The organism is Methylobacterium terrae (genome assembly GCF_003173755.1).
Lineage (GTDB): Bacteria > Pseudomonadota > Alphaproteobacteria > Rhizobiales > Beijerinckiaceae > Methylobacterium > Methylobacterium terrae.
Map to the genome: position 1 here is coordinate 4,181,935 of NZ_CP029553.1, position 21,335 is coordinate 4,203,269.

Annotated in this window: 23 protein-coding genes; 6 read left to right on the forward strand and 17 right to left on the reverse strand. The window is 71.8% G+C overall.

The genetic code is table 11. The features are described 5' to 3' along the window. Positions 1–9 precede the first annotated feature (9 nt). Positions 10–603, reverse strand: coding sequence for a hypothetical protein (locus tag DK419_RS19380; protein WP_245442551.1), 594 nt, complete (start codon positions 601–603; stop codon positions 10–12). Positions 604–765: 162 nt separating this feature from the next. Here DK419_RS19380 and DK419_RS19385 point away from each other — a divergent pair, with 162 nt between their 5' ends. Further along, the gene (locus tag DK419_RS19385; RefSeq protein ID WP_109960532.1) at positions 766–2,289 is read left to right on the forward strand and encodes a class I adenylate-forming enzyme family protein; all 1,524 of its coding nucleotides are present in this window, start codon (positions 766–768) and stop codon (positions 2,287–2,289) included. A gap of 22 nt (positions 2,290–2,311) precedes the next feature. Here the strand turns inward: DK419_RS19385 and DK419_RS19390 are convergent, their stop codons facing one another. Next, on the reverse strand, positions 2,312–3,085 hold the full coding sequence (locus DK419_RS19390; protein WP_109960533.1) for a cyclase family protein: 774 nt from the start codon (positions 3,083–3,085) through the stop codon (positions 2,312–2,314). A gap of 90 nt (positions 3,086–3,175) precedes the next feature. Here DK419_RS19390 and DK419_RS19395 point away from each other — a divergent pair, with 90 nt between their 5' ends. Continuing rightward, positions 3,176–3,598 carry a GNAT family acetyltransferase gene (locus DK419_RS19395; protein ID WP_109960534.1) on the forward strand — a complete coding sequence of 141 codons (423 nt, stop codon included), beginning with the start codon at positions 3,176–3,178 and terminating at the stop codon, positions 3,596–3,598. Positions 3,599–3,626: 28 nt separating this feature from the next. Here the strand turns inward: DK419_RS19395 and DK419_RS19400 are convergent, their stop codons facing one another. Then, a complete protein-coding gene (locus DK419_RS19400; RefSeq protein WP_109960535.1) occupies positions 3,627–4,805 on the reverse strand; it encodes a DUF305 domain-containing protein in 1,179 nt (392 codons plus the stop codon). Positions 4,806–4,989: 184 nt separating this feature from the next. Here DK419_RS19400 and DK419_RS19405 point away from each other — a divergent pair, with 184 nt between their 5' ends. Next, positions 4,990–5,205 carry a hypothetical protein gene (locus DK419_RS19405; RefSeq protein WP_109960536.1) on the forward strand — a complete coding sequence of 72 codons (216 nt, stop codon included), beginning with the start codon at positions 4,990–4,992 and terminating at the stop codon, positions 5,203–5,205. A gap of 4 nt (positions 5,206–5,209) precedes the next feature. On the opposite strand, the gene DK419_RS19410 is transcribed toward DK419_RS19405, so the two are convergent. Then, positions 5,210–6,205 (reverse strand): LacI family DNA-binding transcriptional regulator, encoded by a 996-nt coding sequence (locus tag DK419_RS19410; protein WP_109960537.1) that lies wholly within the window; start codon positions 6,203–6,205, stop codon positions 5,210–5,212. A gap of 57 nt (positions 6,206–6,262) precedes the next feature. Beyond that, positions 6,263–7,303 carry an L-idonate 5-dehydrogenase gene (locus DK419_RS19415; RefSeq protein WP_109960538.1) on the reverse strand — a complete coding sequence of 347 codons (1,041 nt, stop codon included), beginning with the start codon at positions 7,301–7,303 and terminating at the stop codon, positions 6,263–6,265. Positions 7,304–7,462: 159 nt separating this feature from the next. On the opposite strand from DK419_RS19415, the gene DK419_RS19420 reads away from it, so the two are divergent. Then, positions 7,463–8,230: an SDR family oxidoreductase gene (locus tag DK419_RS19420; RefSeq protein WP_208642221.1), complete on the forward strand. Its 768-nt coding sequence runs from the start codon at positions 7,463–7,465 to the stop codon at positions 8,228–8,230. A 219-nt stretch (positions 8,231–8,449) separates the two neighbouring features. Here DK419_RS19420 and DK419_RS19425 read toward each other — a convergent pair whose 3' ends face one another. Next, positions 8,450–9,142 (reverse strand): DNA-binding protein, encoded by a 693-nt coding sequence (locus DK419_RS19425; protein ID WP_109960540.1) that lies wholly within the window; start codon positions 9,140–9,142, stop codon positions 8,450–8,452. A 151-nt stretch (positions 9,143–9,293) separates the two neighbouring features. Here DK419_RS19425 and DK419_RS19430 point away from each other — a divergent pair, with 151 nt between their 5' ends. Further along, positions 9,294–9,962, forward strand: a complete 669-nt coding sequence (locus tag DK419_RS19430; protein WP_109960541.1) for a response regulator — start codon at positions 9,294–9,296, stop codon at positions 9,960–9,962. Next, the gene (locus DK419_RS19435) at positions 9,959–11,284 is read left to right on the forward strand and encodes a sensor histidine kinase (protein WP_245442554.1); all 1,326 of its coding nucleotides are present in this window, start codon (positions 9,959–9,961) and stop codon (positions 11,282–11,284) included. Before DK419_RS19430 ends, DK419_RS19435 begins: the two co-directional genes overlap by 4 nt. Positions 11,285–11,416: 132 nt before the next feature. Here the strand turns inward: DK419_RS19435 and DK419_RS19440 are convergent, their stop codons facing one another. From DK419_RS19440 to DK419_RS19490, 11 genes are all read right to left on the reverse strand, one after another. Then, complete coding sequence (locus tag DK419_RS19440; RefSeq protein ID WP_048434141.1) at positions 11,417–12,163, reverse strand: YebC/PmpR family DNA-binding transcriptional regulator; 747 nt, start codon at positions 12,161–12,163, stop codon at positions 11,417–11,419. A 217-nt stretch (positions 12,164–12,380) separates the two neighbouring features. Then, entirely contained in the window at positions 12,381–13,250 is an 870-nt protein-coding gene (phnE, locus tag DK419_RS19445) for a phosphonate ABC transporter, permease protein PhnE (RefSeq protein ID WP_109960542.1), read from the reverse strand. Then, positions 13,247–14,131: a phosphonate ABC transporter, permease protein PhnE gene (phnE, locus tag DK419_RS19450; protein WP_109960543.1), complete on the reverse strand. Its 885-nt coding sequence runs from the start codon at positions 14,129–14,131 to the stop codon at positions 13,247–13,249. Before phnE (DK419_RS19450) ends, phnE (DK419_RS19445) begins: the two co-directional genes overlap by 4 nt. Before the next feature lie 287 nt (positions 14,132–14,418). Next, complete coding sequence (phnD, locus tag DK419_RS19455) at positions 14,419–15,345, reverse strand: phosphonate ABC transporter substrate-binding protein (protein ID WP_109960544.1); 927 nt, start codon at positions 15,343–15,345, stop codon at positions 14,419–14,421. A gap of 30 nt (positions 15,346–15,375) precedes the next feature. Continuing rightward, the gene (phnC, locus tag DK419_RS19460; protein ID WP_109960545.1) at positions 15,376–16,203 is read right to left on the reverse strand and encodes a phosphonate ABC transporter ATP-binding protein; all 828 of its coding nucleotides are present in this window, start codon (positions 16,201–16,203) and stop codon (positions 15,376–15,378) included. Positions 16,204–16,278: 75 nt separating this feature from the next. Continuing rightward, positions 16,279–16,896 carry an LbetaH domain-containing protein gene (locus tag DK419_RS19465; RefSeq protein WP_109960546.1) on the reverse strand — a complete coding sequence of 206 codons (618 nt, stop codon included), beginning with the start codon at positions 16,894–16,896 and terminating at the stop codon, positions 16,279–16,281. A 5-nt stretch (positions 16,897–16,901) separates the two neighbouring features. Next, the gene (locus tag DK419_RS19470; protein ID WP_245442555.1) at positions 16,902–17,579 is read right to left on the reverse strand and encodes a DUF1045 domain-containing protein; all 678 of its coding nucleotides are present in this window, start codon (positions 17,577–17,579) and stop codon (positions 16,902–16,904) included. Between the two features lie 74 nt (positions 17,580–17,653). Further along, a complete protein-coding gene (locus DK419_RS19475; RefSeq protein WP_109960548.1) occupies positions 17,654–18,895 on the reverse strand; it encodes an NAD(P)/FAD-dependent oxidoreductase in 1,242 nt (413 codons plus the stop codon). Between the two features lie 11 nt (positions 18,896–18,906). After that, positions 18,907–19,803, reverse strand: a complete 897-nt coding sequence (locus DK419_RS19480; protein WP_109960549.1) for a dihydrodipicolinate synthase family protein — start codon at positions 19,801–19,803, stop codon at positions 18,907–18,909. 114 nt (positions 19,804–19,917) lie between these two features. Beyond that, the gene (locus DK419_RS19485; RefSeq protein WP_109960550.1) at positions 19,918–20,625 is read right to left on the reverse strand and encodes a GntR family transcriptional regulator; all 708 of its coding nucleotides are present in this window, start codon (positions 20,623–20,625) and stop codon (positions 19,918–19,920) included. A gap of 58 nt (positions 20,626–20,683) precedes the next feature. Continuing rightward, positions 20,684–21,235, reverse strand: a complete 552-nt coding sequence (locus tag DK419_RS19490; protein ID WP_109960551.1) for a cupin domain-containing protein — start codon at positions 21,233–21,235, stop codon at positions 20,684–20,686. Between the last annotated feature and the right edge of the window lie 100 nt (positions 21,236–21,335).

The following is a 21,335-nucleotide window of genomic DNA, read 5'->3' on the forward strand; positions in this document are numbered from 1 at the left end:
CGGGAGGGCTCAGTCTTCCAAGTCTCTCGTCACGCCCTTCACATTCAGTAGGGCATGTTTTCCAAGGAATTTTATCAGAATTGTCTCCACTTTCACACATAAGTCTGGATCTGAAATCGCCAGAAATGCGCCTCTTACTACCAGTGGCTCCTTAAACCAGAAACGCGTTTGATGATCCTTTACTCTAGATCTAACGTTATTGTTAGATTTTCCGACATAAACAGGTCGATCCGTAATATCATAGAATACGTACACGCCCCCAGATTGCGGGACGGTCTCAAGATCGCTGGGAGTGAAATCGACCCATGTCATACCCGGCAGGGATGCAGCCTCGCTTTCGATCGTCGCCTCGACAGCCGCTGGCACCGTCTCCTGTAGTGCATCTGCGAGATTCTTACGCGTCTCGGGCCGAGGGGAAACTGTATTTCCAACAACGATATTTCTTATACCGGTGTATGTAATTCCTGTTTTTTCAGAAAGATTTCCAATTGTTACTCCCTTCTTAAGCATCTCACTTTTTAGCCAGCCGCCAAAAGCGCTATTTTCATCTGACGTTACCGTATTTGCGGTCATTTCAGGTTGATCGATGCCGTCCAAGTCCATCACATACGTCTCACTGCAAAAATCCTTGGGCTCACTCTCTCATCGTTGGACGCGCTTTGCCATTGAGAAATTTGTCAGAACCCCGGGGCACAGATCACCCCCTGGCCACACTCCCGCCCCCGCGCTAGCACGGGCTCCCTCCCCTCACCCGGAGCTCAGCGCTTGCTCGACGACCGCCAGCCGCCGCCCCGCTTCAACGGCGCCCGCTACTGCCTGGAGGCCAATGCCCGGGAGCGCGGCGACAAGCCGGCTCTGGTCATGGTCGGCGACGAGGGCCGCACCGAGACCATGACCTTCGGCGAGGTCGACCGGGCGGTCAGGAGCGTCGCGGCGGGTCTTCGCGAACTCGGGCTCCCGGCGGGCGCCCGGGTGATGATCCGCATGGGCAACGACGCGGATTACGTGATCACCTACTTCGCGGCGCTCGCCGCCGGGCTCGTGGCGCAGCCCTCCTCGCCGCAGCTCACGGCGACCGAGGCGGCGTTCCTGATGCAGGATTCCGACGCCGCGGTGATCGCGGCCGCCGACGATTGCCCCCTCGACCCGGAAGCCTGCCGCGGCCGGACCGTGCTGCGCCGCGACGACATCGCCCGCCTGCGGAGCGGGAAGCCGCTGGCGGATTACGCCGACACCGCCGCCGACGATCCGGCGACCCTGGTCTACACCTCCGGCACCACGAGCCGGCCGAAGGGCGTGCTGCACGCCCACCGGACGATCTGGGGCCGGCGGCCGATGCACGATGACTGGCTCGGCCTGCGCGAGGACGACGTGGTGCTGCATGCCGGCACGATGAACTGGACCTACACGCTGGGCGTCGGCATCCAGGATCCCTGGGCGCGGGGCGCCACCACGGTGCTCTACAACGGGAGGCGCGACCCGGCCCTGTGGCCGGCCCTGATCGCGCGCCACCGCGCCACCCTGTTTGCCGCGGTGCCGAGCCTCTACCGGCAAATCCTCAAATACGCCGATCTCGCCGCCCATGACCTCTCGTCGCTGCGCCACGGCATCACGGCGGGCGAGGCGCTCTCGCCCCAGCTGCTCGCCGAGTGGCGGGCCGCCACCGGCACGCCGCTCTACGAGGCGCTCGGGATGAGCGAGATCTCGACCTACATCTCGACGAGCCCGCGCGTCGCCATCAAGCCCGGCTCCCCGGGCAAGCCGCAGCCGGGGCGTCGGGTGGCGATCCTCCCGCCCGAGGGCGCGCCGGAGCCGCTGCCGACGGGCGAGGTCGGGCTGCTCGCCATCCACCGCTCGGATCCCGCCCTGATGCTCGGCTACTGGAACCGCCCGGCGGAGGAGGCGGCGGTGATGCGGGGCGACTGGTTCGTCGGCGGCGACCTCGCCTCGCTCGATGCCGACGGCTACGTCTGGTTCCAGGGCCGCAACGACGACATCATGAACGCCTTCGGCTACCGGGTGTCGCCGAACGAGGTCGAGAGCGCGCTGATCGCCCATCCGGACGTGCAGGAGGTGGCGGTGACCGAACTGTCGGTGCGCGACGACGTGCGGGTGATCGCCGCCTTCGTGGTGCCGAAGGCTGGGGCGGAGCCGCAGCGGGACGCGCTCATCGCCTGGTGCGCCGAGCGTCTCGCCGCCTACAAGTGCCCGCGGGAGGTCGTGTTCGTGGAGGCGCTGCCGCGCACGCCGAACGGCAAGGTGCAGCGCAAGCGCCTCGCCGCCGGGTAATGCCCCGCGATGGTGGCGCGCCCTAATCCGGCAGGATCGCCACCGCCCGGGTCCAGCCCGCCGAGGCGGCCTTGATCTTCACCGGGAAGCACGCGACCGTGAAGCCCGTCGCCGGCAGGGCCTCGAGGTTGGCGAGCTTCTCGATCTGGCAGTAGCCGGCCTCGGCGCCGGCCTTGTGGCCCTCCCAGATCAGGCCGGCGTCGCCGGTCTCGGCGTAGCGCCGGGCGGTGTGGGAGAACGGCGCGTCCCAGCTCCAGGCATCGGTGCCGACGACCCGCACGCCCTGCCCCGTCAGGTGCAGGGTCGCGGCCCGGCCCATGCCGCAGCCGGTATCGACGTAGTCGGGCTGCCCGTAGCGCGAGCCGGCGCGGGTGTTGACGAGCACGATGTCGAGGGGCTGGAGCCGGTGGCCGATCCGGGCGAGCTCGCGGTCGATCTCGTCCGGCATCACCACGTGGCCGTCGGGCAGGTGGCGGAAATCGAGCTTCACGCCGGGGCGGTAGCACCAGTCGAGGGGGACCTCGTCGATGGTGATCGCCCGGGCGCCGCCATCCATGGTCGGGTGGTAGTGCCACGGCGCGTCGAGATGGGTGCCGTTATGGGTGGAGAGCTGGACGCTCTCGACCGCCCAGCCCTGTCCGTCCGGCAGGTCCGCCGGCGTCAGGCCCGGAAAGAGCCCGGCGACCATCGGGGCGGACGTGGCGTGGTCCATGTAGGTGACGGTCGGGCGCTGGAACGGCGGATCCGCCGGAACGTCGTTCTCGATCGCGATCGAGAGGTCGATCAGTCGGGGCATTCCGGTGGCTCCTTCGATGGTGTAGCGGCATCCTTCGCCCCGCCGGACGGTCGTGACAAGCCGGCGGCGCCCGAGAGACGGGAGGCCCGCATGACGCCGACGATCCGCGACATCGAGGATGCCGACGTGCCGGCGGTGATCGCCCTGTGGCACGAGGCCGGGGTGGCGCGGCCCTGGAACGACCCGGCCACCGACATCGCCTTCGCCCGGCGGGGGCCGCACGGCACCGTGCTGGTGGCGGAGAGCGAGGGCCGCATCGTCGGAACCGCCATGGCGGGCGAGGACGGGCATCGCGGCTGGCTCTACTACGTGGCGGTGGACCCGGCGCATCAGGGCGGCGGGCTCGGGCGCCTCATGGTCGAGGCGGGCGAGGCCTGGCTCGCAGGCCGAGGCGTATGGAAGGTGCAGCTCCTGGTGCGCCGGGAGAACGAGGCGGTGCTCGGGTTCTACGACCACTTGGGCTACCGCGACACGAACGCGGTCTGCCTGCAGAAGGTAATCGCGAGGGGGTGAAGCGCTCGCCCGCGCCGCCGCTGCGCGATCAAGGCCCCGCCGGCGCGAGCGCCCGGTCGGCCGCGACCCGGCCGTAGGGCAGGACGAGGTTGCGGCTCGCCGCCGCCACCGCCGCGACGCCCTCAGCCCCGTGCATCAGGTCGATCTCGCCGCGCTGCTGGTGGCGGATCGCGTGGGAGAGGAGCCGCACCCGCGGGTCGCCGGCCTGCGCCAGGGCCTCGTCGGCCATCCGCACCGCGCCGGCGTGGTGGCGACTCATCAGGGCGACGAAGCGCCGGTCGAAGTCCCGCCCCTCGCTGCGCCGCAGGGCCTCGACCTCGTCGGCGCGCGCCATGCCGGGCATCGCCTCGCGCTCCCGGGGCGTGCAGAGCGGCGAGAGCGTCGGGAACCAGGCGTCCCACCACTGCATCATCACGCTGATGTCGCCGTGCTGCGCCGCGACCATCAGGGCGGCGAGTGCCCGCAGGTGCGGGTCCTCGGCCCGCTCCGCCGCCAGGCCCGCGATCTGCGCGCCTTGCGCGTGGTGCTCGCTCATCCGCCTGAGATAGTCCCGGTCGAACGCCTCGTCGCCGAGATGCGGCACCTCCCATCCGAGCCAGCCGAGGAGCGCCAGGATCCCGAGCCCCGACAGGCCCGCCGCCGCGAGGCCGGCCCACCGGGCGGCGAATCTCCGATGGACCGAGGGCACCCGGCCCTCCACCCGGTCGCGCAGCCAGGGAAACAGCGGGTAGATCGAGGCCGAGGTCAGGTGGACCAGGAAGCCGATCCAGTACGGCTGCTCCAGGGTGAAGATCGGCTGGCGGAACGGCAGCAGCGGCACCAGCACGAACCATTCGAGGGACGAGGTCAGGAGCGCCCAGGGCCCGCAGAGAGCCAGCAGCGCGGCGGGCGGCAGGCCGGCCGTCCAGCGGCCGAGGAGCCCGAAGAACACCAGGGCCCAGGAGAAGTCCGCCCATTGGTGGAACAGGATGCCGGCGGCGATGGCGGGCCAGGTCGGCTCGGGCGAGAGCGCGGCGTCGCGCAGCGGGATCGCCGCCACCACCATCCAATCGACCAGCGCGTCGCGGCCGATGCGGGCGGCCGTGGCCTGGCTCACCAGGGTCGAGAAGGTGCTGCTGAGGAGGCCGAGCAGGAGGGCGGCGCGCCAGGCCGCGGCGTCGCCGAAAGGCCGGACAGGAGGCCGGAGAAGCGGCGTGCGGATGGGCATCGTGACGGATCGCTCCCGCGCGAGGACCTGCTCACCCCCATACGGGACGGGAGCATCGCGCCACGACAGCCTATGTTGCGCGCTCTCATCATCGCGCGGGAAAGGAACCGTCGCCCGCACGCAGGCCGTGAACCAAACCATGGTGCGGTGCGTTGTGCCCGGACCCGAGGCTCGCACCGATCCCATGTCCAGTTCCCGCTTCATCAAGGCCGAGATGGCCCATTCCCCGCTCGTCGGGCCCTTCGCCCCCGTCCTCACCGGCGTCTCGCGCGGGCTGCAGGATCTCTTCCCCCCGGTCGAGATGAACGCCGCCGTGCGGAATGCCGCGCGCGAGGACGAGCGGGACGCGGTCGCCCCGGTGCTGCGGCAGCGCCCGGTTCCGGTGCCGCGCCTGAGCTGAACCGTCAGCCGGTCGTCTCCCGCAGGAGCAGCCGGATCCCCAGGTCGATCACCGCCGGCTCGCCGGCCTCGCCGTCGAGGAGCCTGAGGAGCAGGTCGCCGGTGCGCCGGCCGATCTCGGCGGCATCGACCGCGATGGTCGAGATCCGCGGCACGCATTGGCGTCCGACCTCGAAATCGCCGAACCCGAGGAGCCGGACGTCCTCCGGCACCCGGATGCCGCGGCGCCGGCACTCCATCAGCGCCCCGAAGGCCGAGATGTCGGAGACGAGGAACGCTGCCTCGGCGCCGCCGCGGGCCAGGAGTTCCGTCATCGCCTCGGCCCCGTGCGCGAAGGCGCCAGCCACTTTCCCATGATGCAGGACCAGATCGTCGGCGAGCCCCGCCGCGATCAGGCCGTCCCGAAAACCCCGCAGGCGCTCCTCCCCGCGAAAATCCCGGGCCTCGCCGGTGCGCTCGGGCCCGAGGCCGGCGATGCGGGTGGCGCCCCGCTCCGCCAGGGTTTTCGCGGCGAGCCGGCCGACCTCGTAGTTCGAGAAGCCCACCGCCCGGTCGATCGGCGCCTCGGGCCGGTCCCAGATCTCCACCACCGGCACGCGAGCGCGGGCCAGCAGGTCGCGGGCGGCGGGCGAGCGGTGCATGCCCGAGACCACGATCGCGTCCGGGCGGCGCGACAGCATCGCGCGCAGCACCACCTCCTCCTCGGCGACCGAATAGCCGGTGAAGCCGATCAGCGGCTGGTAGCCGCGCGGGCGCATCGCCGCGGTGAGGCCGGCGGCCGTGTCGGCGAAGTTCGGGTTGATCAGACTGGGCACGATCAGGGCGACGAAGCCGGTGCGCCGCGACGACAGGCCTCCCGCCCCGCGGTCCGGCACGTAGCCGAGTTCATCGACCGCCGCCAGCACACGCCGCCGCGTCTCCTCCGAGACGAGGCCGGGATCGGCGAGCGTGCGCGAGACGGTCATCGGCGAGACGCCGGCGAGGCGCGACACGTCGCGCATCGTCGGCGCCCGGCGGGCGGGAGGCCGGGTCTCGGCCATCGCGAGGGCCGACGGGCGCTAGAAGGCGAGATGGACCTTGATCGCCCGGGCGCGGTCGCCGGCAAGCGCGAAGGCCTCGTCGGCCCGGGACATCGGCAGCTCGGCGGACAGGATCGGCGCGACGTCGATGCGGCCGGCGGCCAGCAGCGCGACGGCGGTGCGGTACTCCTCGTGGAAGCGGAAGGCGCCGACGAAGTCGATCTCGCGGGCCATCAGGAGGTTGGCCGGCACCGGCACGTCGCCGGGCGGCATCATGCCGAGCTGCACCACCCGGCCGCCCGGGCGCACCACCCGGAACAGGGAGGCCAGAGCCGCGGGCGCGCCGGTGGCCTCCAACGCGACGTCGAAGGTGCCCTTGTCGGCCTCGTAAGAGCCCAGCCGCTCCGGCTCCGAGGCGACGTTGATGGTCTCAGTCGCACCGATCTCGCGGGCGATGGCGAGGGGCGCGTCGGACAAATCGGTGCAGACGATCCGGCGCGCGCCGGCGAGCTTCGCCGCCATCAGGCACAGGAGCCCGATCGGCCCGGCCCCGGCGATGAGGACGTGGCGGCCCAACAATTCGCCGGCCCGCCGTACGCCGTGGAGCGCCACCGCCAGGGGCTCGCCGCAGGCCGCGACCCGCATCGGCATCGCGTCGGGGATCGGGACGCACTGGTCGGCACGGGCCAGGAACTGCTCGCTGAAGCCGCCCTGGACGTGCGGGAAGATCGCCGCCGAGCCGAAGAAGCGCATGTTGCGGCACAGGTTCGAGCGGCCGGCGCGGCAATAGTCGCAGGAGAGGCAGGGACGGCTCGGATCGACCGCGACCCGGTCGCCGGGCTTGACGCTCGTGACGCCGCGCCCGACCCGGGTCACCGTGCCGGCGACCTCGTGGCCGAGCACCATCGGCTCGCGCAGCGAGAAGTCGCCGACCCGGCCCTTGCCGTAATAGGACAGGTCCGAGCCGCAGATGCCGCCGGCGCCGAGCGCCACCACGACCTCGCCCGCCTCCGGCTCGCGCAAGTCGATCGCCTCGATCCGCAGGTCCTTGGCGGCGTGGATGCGCGCGGCGAGCGTCATGGGCGTCGTCTCCCTCCCGGTCCGGCCCCTGGCTGCGCGCGTGTCCGGCGCCGGGAAGCCGCTTGCTTTGGTACCGGTACCATGCTTCCTTCGCGGCACGAGCGCAACCGCGGGAGCGGCCCTCACGGCCCCCGAAGCGCCGAGGGAAGGGAAGCGCCTGTGTCGACCGCCTTGTTCGATCTGTCGGGCCGTCGCGCCCTGGTGACCGGCTCCAGCCAGGGCATCGGCCTGTCGCTGGCGCTCGGCCTCGGCCGTGCCGGGGCGGCGATCGTGCTCAACGGCCGCGATCCGGTCAAGCTCGACGGGGCAGTGGCGGAATTGCGGAAAGAGGGCCTGACCGTCGAGGCCGCCGCCTTCGACGTGTCGGATGCGGGCGCCGTGAAGGCGGGCGTCGACCGGATCGAGGCCGAGATCGGCGCCATCGACATCCTCGTCAACAATGCCGGCATCCAGCGCCGCGCGCCGCTCGAGGATTATCCCGTCGAGACCTGGCACGAGCTGATGCGGATCAACCTCGACAGCGTGTTCTACGTCGGCCAAGCGGTGGCGCGGCACATGATCGCGCGCAAGCGCGGCAAGATCATCAACATCGCTAGCCTCCAGAGCGAGGCGGCGCGCTACTCGATCGCCCCCTACACCGCCTCGAAGGGCGCGGTGAAGAACCTGACCAAGGGCATGTGCACCGACTGGGCCCGCCACGGCCTCCAGGTGAACGGCATTGGCCCGGGCTACTTCGCCACGCCCCTGAATCAAGCGCTGATCGAGAACCCCGAATTCGACGCCTGGCTCAAGAACCGCACCCCCGCCGGGCGCTGGGGCCGGGTGGAGGAACTGCAGGGCGCGGCGATCTTCCTGGCATCGGCGGCCTCGGACTTCGTCAACGGGCAGATCCTGTACGTGGATGGGGGCGTGCTGGCGACGTTGTGAGACGATGTCGCCAGTACGGCTCCGATCGATCATACTCGTCTGTCGTTCCGGGGCCGCGTAGCGGAGCCCGGAATCCGGACACGCAGGCACCTCCGAAGAAGACGGATCGCGTGCCGCTTCGTTCTGCACCCTCCGCGGCCCTGGATCCCGGGCTCCGCTGACGCGGCCCCGGGATGGCTCGGTGGGTGTGAGACGCTTCGCGTCCGGACCGCCCGACCGTCAGAACACCCGCTTCTCCCGGATCTGCCCGTCGAAGCCGACATGGAGCATCCGCTCCTTGCCGTCCTGCCCCTTGGCCGCGACCTCCAGATGCCTCGGCCCGCGGCCGGCGACGCGCACGTCCGTGTAGCCGGCATCCGTGACCGCCTTGGTGAGGGCCGGGACGTCGACGCTCGGCCCGAGCCCGACCTTGTCCTTGGCCCAGTCGAGGCCGCCCGGGGGCGGGCCGACCGGGCGGAGGGCTTCGGTCCTGCCGTCGGCGCGGGTGAGGGCGCTCGCATGCAGGAAGCCGTTCTCGAACCGGCCCTGCACCGTCACGCTCTCGCCCTTGGCGACGAGGGCGCGCCCCTCCCCGGCCCGTCCGGTCTCGACCAGCGCCCGGCCGGTGCCGTCCTGGAGGATGAACTTGTTGCCGAAGATCTCGGCGACCTCGCCCTTGGCGGCGGTGGCGCCGGAGGGGCTGAGCGCGCTCACCGCGACCGGAGCGACGGGGGTCAGGGCGGTCTGGGCCGGCTGGGCGAGGGAGAGCCCGACGGCGCCGAGCGCCAGCGGCACCGCGACGGCGCCGACGAGGAGGCCGCGGCGGGGCCGGGCGCGGGGGGCGGCGGCGGCCGCGATCCCGGCCGTGCCGGTCTCGATCTCGGTCGCGTTCACTTCGGTGGCCTTGCCCTCGATGGTGCTGTGGTCGGTCATCTCTCGTGTTCCTCTGTGTGTCGAGCCCTTGGCGGGTTGGCGCTCTTCTACGTCAGGCCCCGGGAACCGGGCCTGAACCCGGCCGTTCAGGTTCGGTTAAATCGCCGGGGCTACGGCGAAATCCGTATCCGACACCTGGGTCCGACCACCCATGAAGCTCCTGCTCGTCGAGGACGACGCGGCCCTGGCGGCCGAGATCCTGCGGGTCCTGCGCGCCGAGAACTGCGCCGTCGATCATGCCGGTAACGGCGAGGACGGCGCGCATCTCGGCGAGACCGAGACCTACGACGCGGCGGTGCTCGATCTCGGCCTGCCGAAGCGCGACGGCCTTTCGGTGCTGCAGGGCTGGCGCGCCGCCGGCCGCACCCTGCCGGTGCTGATCCTCACCGCGCGGGACGCCTGGAGCGACAAGGTGGCGGGCTTCAAGGCCGGGGCGGACGACTACCTGGTCAAGCCCTTCCGGGTCGAGGAGCTGGTGATCCGGCTGCGGGCGCTCGTGCGCCGCGCCGCCGCCCACGGGGCGACCACGGTCGCCTGCGGGCCGGTGAGCTTCGATCCCGGCCTCGGCGCCTTCACGCGCGACGGGCTGCCGCTCAAGCTCACCGGGCTCGAATGGCGGGTCCTGTCCTGCCTGATCCTGCGCCGCGACGGCGTGGTGCCCCGCGGCGAGTTGCTGGAGCGGGTCTACGAGGGCGACGCCGAGGTCGATTCGAACTCGGTCGAGGTCATCATCACGCGCTTACGCCGCAAGATCGCCCCGGCCCGCATCGAGACCGTGCGCGGCCACGGCTACCGGCTCACCGCCGGGGAGGCGGCGTGATCGGCACCGGACAGATCGGCTCCCTGCGCCGGCGCCTGCTCCTCGGGGCGCTGGCGATGATCGTCGCCGCCCTGGTGGTGGCGGGCCTCGCCATCGGGCTGATCCTCGCCCGCTTCGTGCGCGGGCAGATCGATTCCCGGCTCGACGCGCAGATCGTCTCCCTGGTCTCCGGGCTGGAGCCGGGCGAGCCCCTGCACCTCTCCCGCGACCTCGACGCGCCGCCCTTCGACCGGCCGGGCTCGGGCTGGACCTGGCAGGTCCGGCGGGGCGGCGCGGTCCTGCGCTCCGCCTCGCTCGGGACGCGCGACCTCGCCGTGCCGTCGCGGCCGGCCGAGGACGGGGACCGCCCCCGTCCGGCGGACGGCACCGGCCCGCGGGGCGAGGCGCTGATCCTGCGGGTCCTGGCTCTGCCGGACGGCACCGTGGTGACGGCGAGCGCGCCACGGGCGGCCCTCAACGGTCCCTTGCGGGAAGCGGGCCTGGCCCTCGCCGCCAGCCTCGTCGTGCTGGGGATCGTTCTCGCCGCCGCGGGCCTCCTGCAGGTGCGCCTCGGCCTGCAGCCCCTGGACAGGCTGCGCCGGGACCTCGAAGCCGTGCGGGCGGGCCGGCGCGAGCGGGTGCCCGAGCCCCAGCCGACGGAAGTCCGGCCGCTCGCCGCCGAGATCAACGCCCTCCTCGACCAGAACGCGGCGCAGCTCGCCCAGGCCCGCACCCACGTGGCGAACCTCGCCCACGGGCTGAAGACGCCGCTCGCCACCTTGAATCTCGCCCTGTCGGAGCCGGGCCGCGACCCGGACGGGCGCCTCTCCCACCTCGTCGGCAGCCTCGACCGGGGGGTGCGCCACCACCTGCGCCGGGCCCGCAGCGCGGCGCTCGCCGGGGCGACGCGGATCCGCACGGATCTCGCCGGGCCGGTGGCCGACCTCGCGGGCGCGCTCGAGCGGCTCTACGCGGAGAAGGGCGTGCGGGTGACCTGCGCCGTTCCCCCCGGCCTCGCGGCGGCCTGCGACCGGCAGGACCTCGACGAGATGCTGGGCAACCTGATCGACAATGCCTGCACGTGGTGCGCGGGGTCGGTGCGGGTGTCGGCCGAGGGTGCGGGCAGCGACGTGGTGGTGGCGATCGAGGATGACGGCCCGGGCCTCGGCCCGGAGGCGCTGGCGGCGGTGGCCCAGCGCGGCCGGCGCCTCGACGAGACGGTGCCCGGCCACGGCTTCGGCCTCGCCATCACGACGGAACTGGCGGAGCTCTACGGCGGCGGGCTGGCGCTCGACCGGTCGGGGATGGGGGGATTGCGGGCGCGGCTGCGGTTGCCGGGGTAGGGACGCTGAGGATCCGGAACCAGCGCGCTCGATAGGCGTCACGCCCTCCTGGTCATTCCGGGCTCCGCTTCGCGGCCCCGGGACGACCCTGCGAGGCGGGAACGAGGCGGTTCTTCAGGACCGCCCTTCCCCTCATCCCTGCATCTTCGCCATCATCGCGTCCGAGACCGCGAAGTTGACGAACACGTTCTGCACGTCGTCCTGGTCCTCGATGGTCTCGACGAGGCGGATCAGCTTCTCGGCGGTCTCGTCGTCGACGTCGACGGTGTTCTGGGCGCGCCAGATCAGGGCGGTGCGGCGGGGCTCGCCGAAGCGGGCCTCCAGGGTCTTCGAGACCTCGCCCATCGCCCCCTGCTCGCAGATGACCTCGTGGCCGCCCTCGTCGGACTTCACGTCGTCGGCGCCGGCCTCGATGGCGGCTTCCAGCATCGTGTCGGCGTCGGCCACCTTGGCGTCGAAGGCGACGAGGCCGACATGGTCGAACATGAACGAGACCGCGCCGGTCTCGGCGAGGCTGCCGCCGGACTTGGTGAAGGCGGAGCGGACGTCGCTAGCCGTGCGGTTGCGGTTGTCGGTCTGCGCCTCGACGATGAGCGCCGCGCCCCCGGGGCCGTAGCCCTCGTAGCGGACCTCCTCGTAGTTCTCCGCGTCGCCGCCGGCCGCCTTCTTGATGGCGCGCTCGATGTTGTCCTTGGGCATGTTCTCGGCCCGGGCCGCCAGGATGGCGGCGCGCAGGCGCGGATTCATCGACGGGTCGGGCGTGCCGAGCTTGGCCGCGACCGTGATCTCTCGGGCGAGCTTGGAGAACACCTTCGAGCGGACCGCGTCGACCCGGCCCTTGCGGTGCATGATGTTCTTGAACTGTGAATGCCCGGCCATGCTGCTCCCCGGCGGCTGGCGGACCTTGCGCGCGGAGAGCGCCCGGCGGGGCTCTCGACGCCGCGAGGTCCGCGTGAGACAGCCGGCTTATAGGCGCCCGCCCAGGGAGAAGACAATGAGGGGGGAAGACAATCGCGGCGGGCCGGAAATCACGCGCCGCCGGCGCCGTTCGCGGCTGCGAAAACCCGGTGGAATCAGGCCCCTAAGGGCGCGCGGCTCAGTGGGCCGCGCCCCCGATGATCGCCCGGCGCAGGCGGCCCGAGACGAGGTCGATCAGCGCCACGGTGACGAGGATCATCAGCACCAGGAAGGCGACCTGCTGCATCTCCAGGACGCGGATCAGCTCGGTCAGGTACTGGCCGATGCCGCCGGCCCCGACGATGCCGATGATGGTGGCCGAGCGGGTGTTCGACTCGAAGAAGTACAGCACCTGGCTCGCCAGGACGGGGAGCACCGCCGGCACCAGGCCGAAGCGGACCCGGTGCAGCCGGCTCCCGCCCGACGCGGTCACGCCCTCCTGCGCCTTGCGGTCGGCGGTCTCGATCGCCTCGGAGAACAGCTTGCCGAGCGCGCCGAAATCCGAGCACGCGATGGCGAGCGCGCCGGCGAACGGCCCGAGGCCGACGACGTTGATCCAGATCAGCGCCCAGATCAGCACGTCGACCGAGCGGATCACGTCGAAGCCGCGGCGCACCCCGAAGCGCAGGAAGGGGTTTCGCACCACGTTGCGGGCGGCGAGGAACGCCACCGGAAAGACGAGGCAGGCCGCCGTCAGCGTGCCGAGGAAGGCGATCGCCAGCGTCTCGCCGAGCGCGGTCACGAACAGGGACAGGCGCCCGCCGGCCGACGGCGGCAGCATCATGCCGGCGAACTCGCTCAAGCGGTGCAGGCCGTGCAGGATGCGCAGGAGCGAGAAGTCGAGGCGCAGCATCGCGAACACCGCGAGGCCGACCACGCCGGCGAGGATGCCGAGGACGACGGCGCGGCGCCCCCGGGACGGCCGGAACTGCGCCGGGTGGCGGGCGCGCAGGCCGTCGAGATCGGCGAGCGCGGCCTGACGCAGGGGAGAGGGCGGGCGGCGGGTCACGCGTGGGCCTCCCGGCCGAGGAGGTGGTGGCGCAGGCGCTCGGTGGCGAGGTCGATCGCCACGACGGTGAGGACGATGAGGAGCAGGATCGCGCTCACGTCCGAGTAGTAGAAGTTGCGGATCGCGACCAGGAATTCCTGGCCGATGCCGCCGGCCCCGACGAAGCCCATCACCCCGGCGCCCCGCACGTTGATCTCGAAGCGCAGGAGCGCGTAGGAGGCGAAGTTCGAGAGCACCTGCGGCACCACCGCGAAGCTCACGGTTTGGACGAAGCTGGCCCCGGTCCCGGTCAGGCCCTCGACCGGCTTCATGTCGATGTTCTCGACGACCTCCGAGAACAGCTTGCCGAGGGCGCCGGCGGTGTGGATCGCGATGGCGAGCACGCCGACCATCGGCCCGAGCCCGAAGGCGATGACGAAGATCAGCGCGAACACGACCTCCGGCACCGTGCGGCACACCTCCAGGAAGCGCCGGGCGCAGAAGCGCAGGGCCGCCGAGCGCACCAGGTTGGCGCAGGCGAGGAAGCACAGGCCGAAGGCCGCGATGCCGCCGAGCAGCGTGCCGAGATAGGCCATCAGCAGGGTCTCGGCGAGGAGCCCGAGCCATTTCGGCAGGCCCCAGTACCAGGCCGCGAGGTCGGCCGGCAGGTTCGCCAGGGTCAGCGGCGGCAGGATCTGGCCGATATAGGCGGTGAAGTTCTGGATGTTGTCGAGGAGGGTGAGCGGCCGCACCTCGGCCATCCAGCCGGCGAGCAGGTACAAAGCCACGATCGCGACGAAGACCGCGAGGGTGCGGCGGCGGGTCGAGGCGACGGCGCCGGCATAGGCCGCGAGCAGCGTCCGCTCACGGTCGGGGGGCAGTCTGTCGATGCGGACGGTCACGGCGACAAGATCTCTGGAGCCAGCCCCTCCCTTCAGGGACGGTCCGGCAAAGTACGAAGCGCTGGCTTCTCCTCTCCCCGCGGGCGGGGAGAGGGCTGTGTCTCCGTTCAGGGGACACGGCAAGCGCAGGCGCAGCCGGAGCGAGGGTGAGGGGGTTTCGACGGATGAGGCTCTTCCGGAAACACCCCCTCACCCTCGCGGCGAACCTACGGTTCGCAGCTTGCTGCGTCCCCTGAACGGGAACGCAGCCCTCTCCCCGCCCGCGGGGAGAGGAGATGACCCGTGCCTCACGACCGCTTGCGCTGCTCGTCGTTGAACCGGAGCATCTCAATGATCGGCTGGTAGTCCTTCAGCGTCACCGCGTTGAGACCAAGGTCCTTGCCGTCCGACAGCTTGTCGAAGGTGGCCTTGTCCTTGGTCGGCAGGTCGAGGAAGGCCTGGCGGATCGTCTGCTTCAGGTCGTCGGGCAGGCTGGAGAGCACGGTGAACGGGCCCTCGGGCAGGAACTCGGACTTGAAGACGACGCGGAAGTCCGATTGCTGCATCGGCGAGCCGTCGGGCTTCTTCAGCATGCCCTTGGCGGTCATGCGGGTGACGGTGGTGTCGGTGTCGGAATTGTAGAGGTTGGCGGCGGCGTCGGCGGTGCCCTGGACCAGCGCCAGCACGGCGTTCTCGTGGCTGCCGGCGTAGAAGGTCTTGCCGAACAGCTTCTCGACGTCGTGGCCGGCCTTCTGCAGGAAGAAGCGCGGCGCCTGGTTGCCGGAGGTCGAGTTCGGATCGACGAAGGCGAGGCTCTTGCCCTTCAGGTCCTCGATCGACTTGTACGGGCTGTCGGCTCGGACGTAGATCACCGAGTAGTAGCCCGAGGCGCCGGTCTCGTGCTTCTGGTTGACCAGCGGCTCGGTCTTCACGCCGGTCATCACCGCACGGGCGAAGGAGGCCGGGCCGTAGAAGGCGAGCTGGATGTTGCCGGCGCGCTGGCCCTCGATCACCGCCGCGTAGTCGTTGGCGACCCGCAGCTTCACCGGCACGCCGATCTCCTTCGAGAGGTAGGCGGTGAGCGGGGTGTAGCGGTCGACGGTGCCCGACGCGTTCTCGGCCGGGATCACGGCAAGGGTCAGTTCCGGGTACTTCGCCTTCCAGTCCTGAGCCAGGGCCGGGCCGGCGGCGAGCAACAGGGCGGCGGCGCCCACGAGGGTGCGACGGTTCAGCATCGATCGAAGTCCTTCTCGGAACGAAAAAATCTAGGCGCTCAGCGCCTCGGCGTGGCGGACCGGAGCCCGCACCGGCAGTGCGGCCGCGAAACGCTCGGGCTCGCCCCGGTCCATCACCTCGCCGGCCTCCAGGCCGTAGAGGGTGCGGGCGACGTCCTCGGTGAGGTCGAAGCCGCGGCCGTCGAACACCACCCGGCCGGCCGAGAGGCCGATCAGCCGGTCGCAATAGGCGCGGGCGAGGTCGAGGGAGTGCAGGTTGCACAGCACCGTGATACCGTAGCGCCGGTTGGCGTCGGCGAGCGCGTCCATCACCAGGCGGGTGTTGCGCGGGTCGAGGGAGGCCACCGGCTCGTCGGCCAGGATGATCTCGGGTTCCTGCACCAGGGCGCGGGCGATGGCGACCCGCTGCTGCTGGCCGCCCGACAGCTGGTCGGCCCGGTTGGCGGCGAACGCCCCCATGTCGAAATTCTCGAGCGCGGCGAGCGCCAGCGCCCGGTCCTCCTCGCTCCACGATTTGAGCAGCGAGCGGTGGGTCGGCACCTGGTTGAGCCGGCCCATCAGCACGTTGGTCATCACGTCGAGCCGGCCGACGAGGTTGAACTGCTGGAAGATCATCGCGCAGCGGGCGCGCCAGGCGCGCAAGGGCCGGCCGCGCAGGGCCGTCACGTCGGTGCCGCCGTAGAGGATGCGCCCGGCCGTCGGATCGGCGAGACGGTTGAGCATGCGCAGCAGGGTCGACTTGCCGGCGCCCGAGCGCCCGATCACGCCGACGAAGCTGCCGCGCTCGATGGACAGGCTGACGCCGTCCACCGCACGGCGCGCCCCGTATTGGCGCGTAAGGTTCTCGACAACCAGCATCCGCTCGCCCGTCTCCACTGTTCGGGCGAACGTAAACGCCGGTTCAACGACAACCGGATGACAGTCCGTCAATGCTTAGCCGGCGTATTTATTCAGGAAGGCGTCGATCGGAAGCCCGCGAAAATCGGGAAGCGCCGCGCGCAGGCGGTCGTGGTCCCAGTCCCACCAGGCCGATGCCAGCAGGCGCTCGGCGGTCGCCGCGTCGAAGCGGCGGCGCACGGGACGCGCGGGGTTGCCGACCACGATGGAGTAGGGCTCGACGTCGCGGGTCACGATGGCGCCCGCCCCGACCACGGCGCCGGTGCCGATGGTGCGGCCGGGCAGCACCACGACCCCGTGGCCGATCCAGACGTCGTGGCCGATCGTCACTGGGCTCGCCCGGCGCCGATCGAAGAAGTCCGGCTCGTTCGCCTCGTCCGGCCAGTACGCGGCGGCGCGGTAGGTGAAGTGGCTCTGCGAGGCCCGCTCCATCGGGTGGTTGCCCGGGTTGATCCGCACCATCGCGGCGATCGAGCAGAACTTGCCGATGGTGGTATAGATCACCTCGCCGTCGTTGCCGATGTAGGAGTAGTCGTCGAGCACCGTCTCGGTGAGCCGGGTGCGGGGCCCGACCTCGGTGTAGCGGCCGAGGCGGCATCCGCTCACCGTGGCGGTCGGGTCGATGGCGGGCTCCAGGCCCAGTCGTCCGGCCATGCCGTTCAGCCTCCGAAGGACAAGCGCCGCAGCACCCGGAACGGGCCCGCGCCGTCCTGGCGCAGGACCGACAGGGCGTCGAGGGTGAGGGGCTCGGCCTCGCCGTAGGCCTCGGCCAGGCGCGCGCGCCAGGACGGGCGGTCGGCCTCCGGCAGGGCGTCGGTCAGGGTCATGTGGAAGCGGAACGCCTCGAAGACGTAGGGGTAGCCCCACGCCGCCAGCAGCGCGCGGCCGCGGGGGGTCAGGCGCTCGGGCTTGCGGCGGGCGGTCTCGGCCTCGGTGAGGGCGGCGCGGAACGGCTCGAAGGCCGCCACGCACTCGGCCGCGAACAGCCCGAGCTCCGGCGGCGCGGCTTGCGGGACCAGCGCCGTGAAGGCGCCGAGCGTCGCGACCCGCAAGGGGCCGACCGGGACCGGCGGGTGATCCGCCGCCAGGGTGGCGGCCGCCGCCAGCAGGTCGGCCTCGGTCGCGCCGGGCCTGAGCCGCATCGGCGCCTTCAGGGTGGCGTGGAAACCGTAGAGCCGGGGCGAGGCGGTCACCCCCGCGAGGTCGGCCATCCCCTCGGGGCGGGGGACCTCCGCGCCGGCGTGGTTGTCGGTGCCCAGCACCGCGTTGCCGAACCGGGCGAGGTCCGAGCCGGGCTTCGGCGTGAAATAGAGGGCGTAGCGGGTCGTGCCGGTCACGCGTGTCTCCTTGTGCCGCCGCATTCAGCACGCCCGCGTGACCGGACGGTGACGCGCAGGGCCGGAGACCGGCCCTACCCGAACCGGCCCGCCCGCAACGCCGCGACCTCCGGTGCCGGCGTCCGGCCCGCCAGCAGGTCGGCCACGATCCGCCCTGTGCCGGCGCTCTGCGTCAGGCCGAGATGGCCGTGCCCGAAAGCGTAGATCACCCGCGGGCTCGCTCGCGACGGGCCGATCACCGGCAGGCTGTCGGGCAGGGAGGGGCGAAAGCCCATCCATTGCCGGCCGCCCGCGGTGTCGAGCCCCGGCAGGAAGGCGGCGGCCTTGCGCAGCATCGCGTCGGCGCGGGCGAAGTTGGGCGGGCGGTGGAGGCCGCCGAGCTCGACGGCGCCGCCGACCCGGAGGCCGGTGGCGAGCGGCGTCACCACGAAGCCGTGCCCGCCGAAGGTGAGCTGGCGGCGCACCGGAAAGGCGCCGGGCGGCAGCGTGGTGTTGTAGCCGCGCTCGGTGTCGAGGGGGATCCGGTCGCCGAGGCGGCGCGCCAGCCCCCGCGACCAGGCGCCGGCCGCGAGCACGCAGGCCTCGGCATCGAGCACCGTGCCGTCGGCGAGAGTCAGGCGCACGCCCTCCCCCGCCGGCGCGATCGCCGTGACCTCGCCCTTGGTGAGCGCGGCGCCCTTCGCCATGACGTCGGCGTGGAGCGCCAGGGCGAACCGGTGCGGATCGTCGACCGTCATCCAGTTCGGCGTGAAGGTGCCGGCCACGAGACGCGGCGACAGGCCGGGCTGCAACGCCGCGAGGCGGGCGCCGCGGACATGCTCGAAGGCGATGCCCTCCCGCGCCCGCGCCGCCCAGCCGGGTTCGGCGGCGGCGAGTTCCGCCTCGCTCTCGTAGAGCTCGAGGTTGCCGTCGCGGCGCAGCCGCCCGGCGAGGCCGGCCGCCTCCACCATCGCCGCCATGGCGTTGGCGGAAAGCCGCATCAGCCCGGCCTGGACCCGCAGGGCGTGGCGGTGGCGGTCGGGCAGGCTGGCGCGCCAGAACCGCAGCAGCCAGGGCGCGATCCGCGGCAGGTAGGCGGGCGGGATCGCCAGCGGCCCGAGCGGATCGAGGACCCAGCCGGGGGCACGCCTCAGGATGCCCGGCGAGGCGAGCGGCAGCACGTCCGTGAAGGCGAGCGCCCCGGCATTGCCGAGGCTCGCCCCCTCGGCAACGCCGCCGCGCTCGATCAGCCGCACCCGCCGGCCCGCGGCGAGGCAGTGGTGGGCGCAGGCGAGGCCGACGATGCCGGCCCCGACGATGGCGACCTCGCGGGTCAAGGCGGCCCGCCCTACGCGGCGAGCTTCAGGGCCGGGCGGCGCTCCAGGGCCGTCCGCACGATCGCCTCGACGGCGGCCCGGCGCTCGCCCGAGAGGGGACGCCTCGGCGCGCGGACGTGCTCGGTCGAGCCGATCGCCAGCGCCTCGGCGAGCTTGATGTTCTGGACGAGGAAGGTCGAGACGTCGAGGTCGAGGAGCGGGCGGAACCAGCGGTAGATCTCGAGCGCCTCGGCGTATCGCCCGGCCCGCATCAGCCGGTGGATCGCCACGGTCTCGTCGGGGAAGGCGACGACGAGGCCCGCGACCCAGCCGACCGCGCCGACGCTCAGCGCCTCGAAGGCGAGGTTGTCGACGCCGGTCAGCACCGCGAAGCGGTCGCCGAAATGGTTGATGATCTCGGTGGTGCGGCGGATGTCGTCGGAGGATTCCTTGATGGCGACGAAGCGCGCGTCGGAGGCCAGCCGCTCCATGATCCGCGGCGTCACGTCGACCCGGTAGGCGACGCGGTTCGAGTAGATCATCACCGGCAGGTCGCCGGCGGCGGCGACCGCGCTCAGGGTCGCGACGGTCTCGTCCTCGTCGGTGTGATAGATCGGGCTCGGCACCACCATCAGCCCGGCGGCGCCGGCCTTGGCGGCGCGGGCCGCGAGCGCGCAGGCCTCGCGGGTGCCGGCCTCGGAGACGGTGAGCAGCACGGGCTTGCCCCCGGCGACCGACCGGGCGGTCGCCAGCACCGCGAGCCGCTCGTCGGGCGACAGCATCGGCCCCTCGCCGAGCGAGCCGCAGACGATGAGGCCGTCGCAGCCGGCCCGCATCTGCAGGGAGAAGCAGCGCTCCATCTCGGCGTGGTCGAGCTCACCGTCGGGGGTGAACTTGGTGGTGACGGCGGGAATGACGCCTGTCCACATCGGTCGTACCTCCTGGAGCCGTTCTCGAAGCCGACGGGCCCGGGCGCGGTCGCCCGGCACGGCCCGATCCGGCGCAGCCCTCGATTCGCAGATTGTATAAAATATCCGCTTAGATCAAGCCGCCGCGTCGGCCGACCGGCGATAAATCTCGACCAGCGCGCGCCCGGCATGCTCGACGTGGAGCCGCAGGAGGTTGGCCGCCGCGACGATCTCTCCCGCCTCGCACAGGTCGAGGATCGTGGTGTGCTCCATGTCGGCGCGGGCGACGTCGCCGGTGACGGAGAGCTGCAGCCGGGTCGGGCGGTCGCAATCCTGGAGCAGGCCGGCGATGATCGCCAGCGAGCGCGGCCGGCCGGCATGGCGCAGCAGGCCGAGGTGGAAGCGCCGGTTGAGCTCGCCCCAGGTCTCGACCCGGCCGGCCTTCAGGGCGGCGCCGTACTCGTCGCGCAGGGCGCGCAGCTCCGAGAAGTCCTCGCGCGTCAGGTGGCGGGCCGACAGGATCAGCAGCTGCGGCTCGAGGGAGACGCGGAGCTGGAAGACGTCCTCGATCTCCTCGACGGACAGGCCCGTGACCACCGCGCCGCGATGCGGCGCGATCCTGACGAGGCCGCCGGCCTCGAGCTGGAGCAGCGCCTCGCGGATCGGGATCCGGCTGATGCCGAATTCCTCCGCGAGCGCGTCCTGGCGCAGCTGGAAGCCGGGCGCCAGGGCGCCCGAGAGGATGCGCTGGCGCAGGGCCTCGGCCACCGCCGCCGAGACGGTGCGGTGGCGCAGGCCCTCCGGCGAGGCTTGTGCGCCCTTCATGCGCGCCGTCACGGCCATGCCCTTACTCCACGCGTTCGTTCGGCCACATTGTATACGATTATACCCGAACAGCCACTCAGAAGGTCGGCGGGGTGCAGGCGCTCACCACCTCGCACGGATGGGGCCCGACGCAGCGGAAACGGTGCGGCCGGCGGCTCGAGAAGTAGTAGGCGTCGCCCGGCCCGAGCACCCGGCGCTCGTCGTCCACCGTCACCTCGAGCCTGCCCGAGAGCACGATGCCGCCCTCCTCGCCGTCATGGACGAGCGGCACGCGGCCGGTGTCGGAACCGGGCTCGTAGCGCTCCTTGAGGAGTTGCAGCGCGCGGCCGAACAGGCTGTCGCCGACCTGCCGGTAGGAGATCCGGCCCTTGCCGATCTCGACCAGCTCCTCGCCGGCGTAGAACGCCTTCTCGGTCCGCTCCGGCGTCAGGGAGAAGAACTCGGCGAGCCCGATCGGCACCGCGTCGAGGATGCGCTTGAGGGCGCCGACCGACGGGTTGGTCTGGCCCGACTCGATCAGCGAGATGGTGGAGTTGACGACGCCCGCGCGCTTGGCGAGCGCTCGCTGCGACAGGCCGTGCAGCGTGCGGACGTGGCGCAGGCGCGCCCCCACCTCGTCGTCGGTCACCCCGGCTCCCCTGTTGAGGCTGTTGCGGATCCCGCAACACCTTAGGCCGCTTGCCAAGCGCGTCAAAGGGTTGCGGGGAGGCAGAAAAGGGCTTGTTGCC